The sequence below is a fragment of the Arthrobacter sp. H41 genome (assembly GCF_000520535.1).
Lineage (GTDB): Bacteria > Actinomycetota > Actinomycetes > Actinomycetales > Micrococcaceae > Arthrobacter_D.
Map to the genome: position 1 here is coordinate 7,536 of NZ_KI914790.1, position 8,130 is coordinate 15,665.

General features: G+C 65.3%; 9 protein-coding genes and 1 pseudogene. 5 read left to right on the forward strand and 5 right to left on the reverse strand.

Going from position 1 to position 8,130, the window contains the following annotated elements; all coding sequences use genetic code 11:
* The 4 genes from Y705_RS18495 to Y705_RS0108475 all read left to right on the forward strand — a co-directional run.
* Positions 1 to 290 (forward strand): P27 family phage terminase small subunit (locus Y705_RS18495; RefSeq protein ID WP_162149060.1); only part of this gene is annotated, 290 nt, incomplete at its 5' end.
* Positions 291 to 324: 34 nt separating this feature from the next.
* Positions 325 to 594, forward strand: a complete 270-nt coding sequence (locus tag Y705_RS0108460) for a hypothetical protein (protein WP_026532546.1) — start codon at positions 325 to 327, stop codon at positions 592 to 594.
* A 115-nt stretch (positions 595 to 709) separates the two neighbouring features.
* The gene (locus Y705_RS0108465) at positions 710 to 1,984 is read left to right on the forward strand and encodes a phage major capsid protein (RefSeq protein ID WP_155849987.1); all 1,275 of its coding nucleotides are present in this window, start codon (positions 710 to 712) and stop codon (positions 1,982 to 1,984) included.
* Positions 1,985 to 3,606: 1,622 nt separating this feature from the next.
* The gene (locus tag Y705_RS0108475; protein WP_275450802.1) at positions 3,607 to 4,584 is read left to right on the forward strand and encodes an acyltransferase family protein; all 978 of its coding nucleotides are present in this window, start codon (positions 3,607 to 3,609) and stop codon (positions 4,582 to 4,584) included.
* Here the strand turns inward: Y705_RS0108475 and Y705_RS0108480 are convergent.
* Together Y705_RS0108480 and Y705_RS18500 are read right to left on the reverse strand one after the other, a co-directional pair.
* Entirely contained in the window at positions 4,581 to 5,492 is a 912-nt protein-coding gene (locus Y705_RS0108480; protein ID WP_026532550.1) for an alpha/beta fold hydrolase, read from the reverse strand. The genes Y705_RS0108475 and Y705_RS0108480 overlap by 4 nt on opposite strands.
* A complete protein-coding gene (locus tag Y705_RS18500) occupies positions 5,482 to 5,961 on the reverse strand; it encodes a DUF6314 family protein (protein WP_081737919.1) in 480 nt (159 codons plus the stop codon). The genes Y705_RS0108480 and Y705_RS18500 overlap by 11 nt, the downstream gene beginning before the upstream one ends.
* 82 nt (positions 5,962 to 6,043) lie before the next feature.
* Here Y705_RS18500 and trxA point away from each other — a divergent pair, with 82 nt between their 5' ends.
* Entirely contained in the window at positions 6,044 to 6,442 is a 399-nt protein-coding gene (gene trxA, locus Y705_RS0108490; protein ID WP_026532551.1) for a thioredoxin, read from the forward strand.
* Positions 6,443 to 6,539: 97 nt separating this feature from the next.
* On the opposite strand, the gene Y705_RS0108495 is transcribed toward trxA, so the two are convergent.
* The 3 genes and pseudogenes from Y705_RS0108495 to Y705_RS18505 form a co-directional block, all read right to left on the reverse strand.
* A complete protein-coding gene (locus Y705_RS0108495) occupies positions 6,540 to 6,830 on the reverse strand; it encodes a putative quinol monooxygenase (protein ID WP_026532552.1) in 291 nt (96 codons plus the stop codon).
* A gap of 31 nt (positions 6,831 to 6,861) precedes the next feature.
* Positions 6,862 to 7,836 (reverse strand): DNA-3-methyladenine glycosylase family protein, encoded by a 975-nt coding sequence (locus tag Y705_RS0108500; RefSeq protein ID WP_026532553.1) that lies wholly within the window; start codon positions 7,834 to 7,836, stop codon positions 6,862 to 6,864.
* Positions 7,837 to 7,904: 68 nt separating this feature from the next.
* Positions 7,905 to 8,130: pseudogene (locus Y705_RS18505) on the reverse strand (SDR family NAD(P)-dependent oxidoreductase); the annotation flags it as partial.

An 8,130-nucleotide genomic window follows, 5' to 3' on the forward strand; every position in this document is an offset into this window, starting at 1 on the left:
CCGGCGAGCCTGACCGGTTCGCCGAAGCCGACCGGGCGGGCCTTATCGCCTACTGCACGTTCTGGGCGGACTTCTGTGCGGCGGCGGTGGACGTGGCCGAGCGCGGCGTCACCGTCGAGGGCCGGTCAAGCGCCGACCGGGCCCGCGTGGTCCGCAATCCGAGCCTCGCCGCCGCAAGGGAAGCATCCCAGCAGCTCCGGCTTTGGGCTGTGCAACTGTGCCTCACTCCGGCGGCAAGACGCGGCGAGGAACGCACCCCCGCCGCCGACAGTGACAACCCATTCGCATGACCACCAGCACCACCGACGACGAAGGAAACCGATCATGACATTCACCGAAAACTACTTCACGCACAACCGTCTCGCCCTCGCCCTCTTCCGAGCCACCAGCGTAGAAGACGCCGACGCCCTGGCGGTGCTGGAACGCACCGCCAGCGAACTACCCGCCGGCGAACTGGAAGCCGTGGAAAAGATGACGCTCAACATGTTCGCCGCAGCGGCTCGCACGCCGACCGGCGTCGGGCCTGACGAGTTTTTCGACGCCTACAGCAAGCGCCTCGACGAGCTGGAAGCCGAGCACCGGGCCGGCTCCTAAAAATCGTTTGGCCGGCGGCCAGCTTTTCCGCACATTCAGCCGCCGGCCCTGTTTGACTTGTTTTACCGCCGCCTCGGAAGAACCAAACGACTCGACCAAGATCGGCGGCAACATCATGACACCAGCACAACGGCTCGCAGCGCTGAAAGCGGAAGCGGCAACCCTCCGCACGAAAGCCCTCGACAAGCCCCTCGAATTCACGGCGGCGGACGGCACCCGCGTCGACGTCGTACTCCGAGAAATCAACGAAGTCGAGGGCATGATTCAGCGCTCGACCAGCGCAGCGAACGCCCTCAACGCCGCGGTCTCCGGTGGAAGCACTCAGTCCTCGACCCACAACGACGACAATCCCGCGGGCGTGGGAGATGGCGGCTCGTCTTTCCGGGCCACGGCGAGGAAAGCAGCCGGCGCGCGCAGCGGCCACTATGAGCGGGCGGAGGCTTTCGCCGGGGAAATGCGCAAAGCCCTCGACCTGGCCGCCAGCACCGTAGGCGGCCCCGCCGTCAATAAGCAGCTCGTCCCGAACGGCGCTATCAGCGTCGGATTCGACGGGCGCGCAATCGCGGACCCGAAAGCGGAGTATTCCCTGCCGAACGCAGTAAACACTCGCCCGGTGGATGCCCCGAAGGGCTCCTACCTGCGCCAGACGCTGCGCGAGAAAAACGCGGCGACCGTCCCGGCTGGCTCGTTGAAGCCCATTTCCCGGTACGGTCTGGAACCGGTCGACTACAGCATTGCAACGATCGCCCACCTGGCGGAACCGATCGCCGTCCAGCACCTTTCCGACTACGGATCGCTTGACGAATTCCTCGTCTCGGAACTGACCTACGGCATCGAATCCGCGGTCTCGGCTTTCATCCTCAACGGCGGCACCGCGGAGGACGGCTCGCCGGTTTCCGGGATCATGAATACCGCCGGCGTCCTGCAAACCGCCTACTCGGTGTCAGCCATGCAGACCGTCAGGCGGGCGCTCGGTGATCTGGAGGCCAACGGGACCACGGCAACGGGCATCGTCATGAACCCGACGGACTGGATGGACGTGGAGCTTTCCACGGACGCCGACGGGCGGTTCCTCCTCGGCCCGAACCAGCCGACCGCCGCGCCGGCCCGGACGCTCTGGAACACTCCCGTCACCCTGACCAACGACATGCCAGCCGGCCAGGCTGTCATCGGGGATTTGAGCGTCGTCACCCTGCTTACCAGGTCAAGTGCCCTCCTCGCCTGGAACCCCTATGTGGGAATCGGCGGCACCGAGGCAGCACCGACGACGGTTGACTACTTCCGCCGGAACCTCGTTCAGGCTCGCCTCGAGGTGCGGCTCGGCTTGGAACTGACCTCGCCGAAGTCGCTGCGCGTCGCTGACCTCACCGCTCCCGTTCCGGTGGCATAGTTCTCCGGCCGCAGCGTCAACGCCACCCCGCCGGTCTCCTTGAGAGGGCTACGTGGGGAACGATGGGCGGTTTCATGGCGGCCTCCTGGTCTGTCCCGCCCAGCGCATAACACCGGATCGAATAAGGGCCCCGCAGGCATTGCTTGCGGGGCCCTTCCGCGCCGTCGACCTGGCGGCTTAGCGTGTTAGGTCTCGCTTTAGCTCGTTGAAAATTGGTTCGATCTCGAGAGCGGAGGCTTCGTCACTTTGAAGGCTCAGGGTGAAGCCGCCCTTATACCGCGCGATTAGACCCAGCAGGCCTGACTCTTGTAGCGGTCCGCCCTCCATGTCCCTGAAGTTCTCGGATAATTCCAGTTGCCGAAGCGAGGTGCGGGCGGTAATCGTTACCTTGGGGTTCAATTGGGCAGGCTGTCCGCCCTCAGTTTGCAAGACGAGCGTTTCGGTTACGACCAAGAAAGTGTGCCATTCCGAGGGACTGGAATGTGAGGTGACCACTGCGTGCCTGATTGATTCTTCCCCTGCTGCAGCGGCGAGAAGGTCGATCGTGCGCCTCACCGCTGTACGTCTCCGGGCCCACGGGGTTGGTATCAGTCCCTGATACTTTTCGTCTTCCTCGCGGGCTAGTCTCCACGCCCGGTTGCTCTCCCTTGCCATGCGGCCGATGGTAGCCGCAGTGTCCTGTTGCTGCCCATTCATCTATTTTCCTAGCGCTGGTCATCGTCGCAAAACTGTCTTTTCGCAGTTCACCACGTGCACTCTCGCTAAATCAACACTGTTCGCGAATACCTGTGGCAACATTTTGGCAACATCCACACCGGAAACAGGGCTATTCAGTGTGAACGGACGTGACCGAAAACCGCGTGATTCCGGGGTTTTTGGCGCTGACCTGCACCTTTGAGAGGTTTCGAATCCCTCATCTGCCACTCACCAGCAATGGTGCGGGAATCAGACCCGTCAGGGCTTCGAAAGAAGGCCTGACGGGTCTCTTTTTGTCTTCAGGGAGTGGCGGGTAACGGCACCGCTACGGCTGGTCCGGACAGTCCGCGCAAGTGCCCACATACTGGTGGGGACAGGCCACTGGCTCGCCGACTTCGACGGGGAGGGTGATGATCACAACGTGTCTCCTAACACTCGCGTCATTTCCAGGACGGTAAAAGGAGAGGCCCGCCCCTGTCTCCAGCACCGGACGGACCCCTCTGTTACTTCCTCGCATGATTCAGAGACCCGAAGCAGTAACAGCTGCCACGTTATCCCCATCCGTAACTGCCGACAATAGCGGCAACCGCAGTTTTAAGGCAGTTTTCAGTACGGGCGGCCCGCCGATCCCCATGGATCGGGAGGCACGAAAAAGTTTCCGATTTCTCCCTTGGCGTACGCCACCCCTGTGGGATTGACTGCTGTTAATGGTAAGCGCACTGTTTAACCGGGAGTAGTTCCCGCGGCGGCTACCCCAGCACCGCAGCGGTAGAGCTGCTCCTAGGCGGCTATAGACGCCGGATGGTCCCCCTGCCTCTTGAGACCGGGTTAGGGGGACCATTTCCTGTCCCGAAACGCCTAGGCTGTAGGCAAGGGGAAAGGGACAATGACGGGGTAGGGCAATCGAAGCAGCGACGGGCACGAGGATCGGTTGGCTCGACAGCCTGCGCGGTGCGGCGATCCTGCTGGTGGTCGTCCTCCATGCGGGAGAGGCACTGCGCTTCACGGACGAGGGCATTCCCGCATTCATCGAGACCTTCAACCAGTTCCTTGAACCCTTCCGCATCCCCGTGCTCATGTTCCTTTCCGGGCTCCTCCTGCCGCGGTCCCTGAGCAAGCCTGCCGCTACCTATTTCGCCGGCAAGGGCGCCAGGGTCGGTTGGCCCTACCTCCTCTGGTCGGTCATCATCCTGGGAGCCAGCGCCAACCTCACACCGGCCAACCTCGCGGAAATCGCCTATTTCCCTCCCACCTACCTCTGGTACCTCTGGTTCCTCCTCGTGTTCTACGCGGTCGCCTTTCCGCTGCGCAGAATTCCACCCCTGTACCCGTCCCTCGCCGCCTTCATCGCCTCCCCAGTGCTGCCGAACGGCGGGATGTTCGAGATGCTCGCCTTCCTTGTGGGCTTCTTCTTCCTGGGCGCATGGACGGCCCAGAACTGGGACGCGGCGCTGCGGTTCACCCGGAGCTGGTGGGTGGTCGCACTCTCCGCAGCGGCCGCCGCAGTCGTCGCGCTCCTCAGCGCCAGGGAGGTGGCGGTGCTCTATCAGACCCAGTTCGCCTGGGGTGTGGTGGGCGCGTTGGTGCTCGCAGCATGGCTCTTCCCCCTGGTTTCTCGTGGGCGCGCCGGGCACTGGCTCGAGTTCGTCGGCAGGAACTCGATCGTCTTCTACGTCACACACCTCGCGCCGATCATGATCACCGTGGCACTTGCCGACGCCGTCGGGCTGTCCGGCCCCTGGCTGCTGTACCCGACGCTGCTGATACTCGGAATCGGCATTCCGCTCGGTGTCGCGTACGTCTACAGCCGGGATGATCACGCGTCGGTCACCCTGCTGTTCGAGTTTCCGCGCGTTCTGCGGCCCCGGCGGGTGGGACGGGGCGCGCGACGGGCAAAGGCCTAACCGGGCGGAAGCAGGTCAAGAACCGCCCGGGCGAAGGCGTCCGGCGCCTCCTGCGGGATATTGTGTCCCACACCGGGTAGGTTCCGCAGCTCGTACCGTCCGCGGAAGTGATGCCGGTCCTCGGCGCTGGTCGCACCGCCGACGCCGTCGTTCCCGGCCTCGAGCACGATGGTGGGCACCGTGATGGCCGGCTGTGCCGCGATCCGATCCTCCAGCTCCTGGTAGCGGAGATGACCCTCGACAAGGCCGTAGCGGTGCCGGTAGGAGTGGATGACCACGTCCACGAAATCCGGATTATGCAGACTCGGTGCGCTCGCGGGGAACGACGACGACGCGCCCCGCCAGTCAGGCGACCAGGTTCGCCACAGCAGCTCGCACAGTGCGTCCCGATTCGCTTCGAGGCCACGGCGGCCTCGCTCGGTGGAGAAGTAGTACTGGTACCAGTAGGAGCGCTCAACCTCAGGGTCCACCGGTTCCATGGCCCGGGCGATGTCCTGGACGTTGTAGCCGCCCGCGGTCACCAGCCCTGACGCGCGCTCGGGGGAAAGTGCGGCGACGATGCACGCCGCGCGGCCGCCCCAGTCGTAGCCTGCCAGGACAGCGCTTCCGATCCCGAGGGCGTCCAGGAAGTCGAGGAGGTCCTGTGCAAGGGCCGCCTGCTGTCCGGACCGCGGGGCGTCCCCCTCCGGGACATTTTCGTGGAAGTGCGTGGCACCGAATCCGCGGAGGTAGGGGGCCAGGACCCGGTGGCCGCGCTCCGCGAGGAGCGGGGCGACGTCGTCGAACGCGCGAACGTCGTAGGGAAAGCCGTGCAGCAGGACCACGGGCGGGCCGTCCACCGGCCCCACCGTCTCGTAGGCGACCTCAAGGACCGGTGTGGACACCCGGTCGGAGGCCTCAAAGCTCATGCGGCAACGCTGGTGATGCCCGACGACGGAGCACGGTGGTCAGCAACTGGTCCTTCGCCGGCCCGTGGACATCCCAGGAGTACTCGATCACGTCCGGCGTGCGGACGGTGAAGCGGATTCGGTAGGCGTCCGGTGAACACCAGTGTTCCGCCGTGCAGGAGCCTGTTGAAAGGTCCAGGTCGTGGAACGGCCGCCTGTCGGGAAACAGCACGCGGAGGCTGGAAGGCACAGTTCCCGCTTCCAGAAGGTACTCCCGGAAGGCGGGTCCCCGAAAATCCTGCCAGGAGACCGTACCCGTTTCGACCCAGGACAGGCGGCCGGCGTCGTCGGGCGTGAAGGTCGTGGTGCCGGTGAAAGTTCCCTGCCGACTTCCCGCAGCGTCCACCAGGGTGCGCCCGGCCTCCCAGGTGCCGAGGAGGAACGCTGCGGCATCGGTGACAGGGAAGCAGTTCTGCGTTTCGGCGGGCAAGTGCGTCCTCCTGATCCTCGGCCCCCTTCATCCTCAGCGAACAGAGGGCGACATCGACGGGCATCTTCGCTAGCGTTAAAGCATGTCGACAATCAATATCACCGAAGCAAGCTTCCCCGAAACCATCGAAGGCAACGACATCGTGTTCGTTGACTTCTGGGCAGAGTGGTGCGGCCCGTGCAAGCAGTTCGCGCCGGTGTACGATGCCGTTTCCCAGCAGCACGACGACGTCACCTTCGCCAAGGTCGACACCGAAGCGGAGCAGTCCCTCGCCGCGGCAGCGGGCATCACCTCGATCCCCACCCTGATGGCCTTCCGCGAGAAGGTGCTCGTGTTCTCGCAGCCCGGGGCCATGAACGCCAGCCAGTTCACGGAACTCGTCGACGCCGTCAAGGGCCTCGATATGAAGACAGTCCACGAACAGGTTGCCCAGCAGGCGACGGCCGGCAATGGACAGGCCGCTCCTTCGCAGGAGAACTGAGCCGATTTCGAAGAAGCCCCCGCCAGTGAGCGGGGGCTTCCTCGTTCCTGGGCGGAACTGTCGTTCCCCCGGCGAAACCGTCGTTCCTGGGCGGAACTCAGGCGTGCTTGTCCGAGCGCGTGACCTCGGGGGGCCGCGCCAGGAGCGCGCTGAGTGACTCTCCAAGGTCCTGGACCGCAGGGCCCGTCAGATGCAGATCGAGCAGTTCCGTCGATTCCCACTGTTCCGTCAGTACGATGCGGTCCTCCGCGGCGTCGGTGATCTCGTACCGGATGCAGCCCGGCTCCTCGACGACCCGCTCTACGGCGATTTCGAGTGCGAGCTTCACGCGGAAGAACTCTCCCTCATTCGGGGTGAAAACGGCAAGGACATCCACAGGTTCGCTCATTCCTCGAGCTTAGCCGGGCTCGCGCTGTCCTCTACCTTCGCCGGTGGTCCTCCGGTGACAGCCTTGGACCGAAGGCGGGCTTCCGGAATCCGCTCGCATACAGCATCCGCACCACGCGCTGCCGGTCGCCCGCCCATGGTTTCAGCACGCGGATCATGCCGGCGTCGTCCGTCCGTCTGCCGGTGAGCGCGGCGCCGACATAGGCGGCAAGGTGGAAATCGCCCACCGAGATCGAATCGGGGCACCCGTGCGTCCGTTGGAGCACTTCGGCCACGGTCCAGACGCCGATGCCCGGGACGGAGCGGAGTCCGGCTCGGAGCTCCTCCGCATTGGGAAGACCGGCGAGCCGTTCGAGTCCGGAGGCCACCAGCGCGGCTTTCAGGATGGTTCCGGAACGCTGCGCGTCCACGCCGGCCGTGTGCCACTCCCACGAGGGGATGCGGCGCCACTGCTCGGCGGTCGGCGGGAGCCGGAGCCCGGCAGGAGCGTGATCACCGGCGCCGGGAGCGGGATCGCCGTAATGGTTCAACAGATAACGCCACGACTGTTTGGCTTCGAGCGCGGTCACCCTCTGTTCGAGGACCGAGCGGGCGACGGCGTCGAGCATCCGGCCGGTGGTGGGCAACCGCAGGCCGGGGTTGAGGTAGCGGCCCTTGCGGGCGAGCGCGGGCAGGGTCTCGCGGTAGACGGGATCGTCGAACCGGGACCAGTCGTCAGCTGCTCCGAGGAGCCGGGGGAGGCACTCCAGGGCGAGCTCTGATCCAGGGCCCCACGCCGTCGCTTCAATTCGTGCCGACCTCAGCGTGCCACGCTGCACGAGGCGGAGGGTAGTGGCACCGGCGTCGTTCCGGAAAGCAAGCCAGTGCGCGCCTCTGGTGACGAGGTGCGCCGGGTCCTGCGCACCACACTGGAGGATCCCGATGGTTCGGGCGAGGTGGTACGCGCCCTCCGGCTCCCACACCGCGGACAGGGCGGCGGCACGGATGGAGGTGGGCAGGACGGTCACCTGTTAATCGTCCCACGGGATTGCTGAAGAGGCTTGGCGCTGCCGCCGGATCTGGGGCCCTCGCCTGCTCAGTCCTCGCTGACCTGATGCCGGAAGCGATCCCGCCGGGTGTGCAGGTCCCACAGGATGCCGGCGAGGACGTCCGGGTCCTTCTCCGGGTCGCCGGCGATGATGCGCCCGCCGATGATGAGTTGGGATACCTGGATTCCCTCCTCGCCCAGCACCTCGTGCAGGAGCTCCGCGTAGGCGGCTTGCCCTGCAAAAGCCACCGAGGTGCCGGTCACGTTGCGGCCC

Coding starts and splice junctions, on each gene's coding strand:
- Y705_RS0108460 (WP_026532546.1), top strand. CDS start 325: ATGACATTCACCGAAAACTACTTCACGCACAACCGTCTCGCCCTCGCC.
- Y705_RS0108495 (WP_026532552.1), bottom strand. CDS start 6,830: ATGAGCGAACCTGTGGATGTCCTTGCCGTTTTCACCCCGAATGAGGGA.
- trxA (WP_026532551.1), top strand. CDS start 6,044: ATGTCGACAATCAATATCACCGAAGCAAGCTTCCCCGAAACCATCGAA.
- Y705_RS0108465 (WP_155849987.1), top strand. CDS start 710: ATGACACCAGCACAACGGCTCGCAGCGCTGAAAGCGGAAGCGGCAACC.
- Y705_RS0108480 (WP_026532550.1), bottom strand. CDS start 5,492: ATGAGCTTTGAGGCCTCCGACCGGGTGTCCACACCGGTCCTTGAGGTC.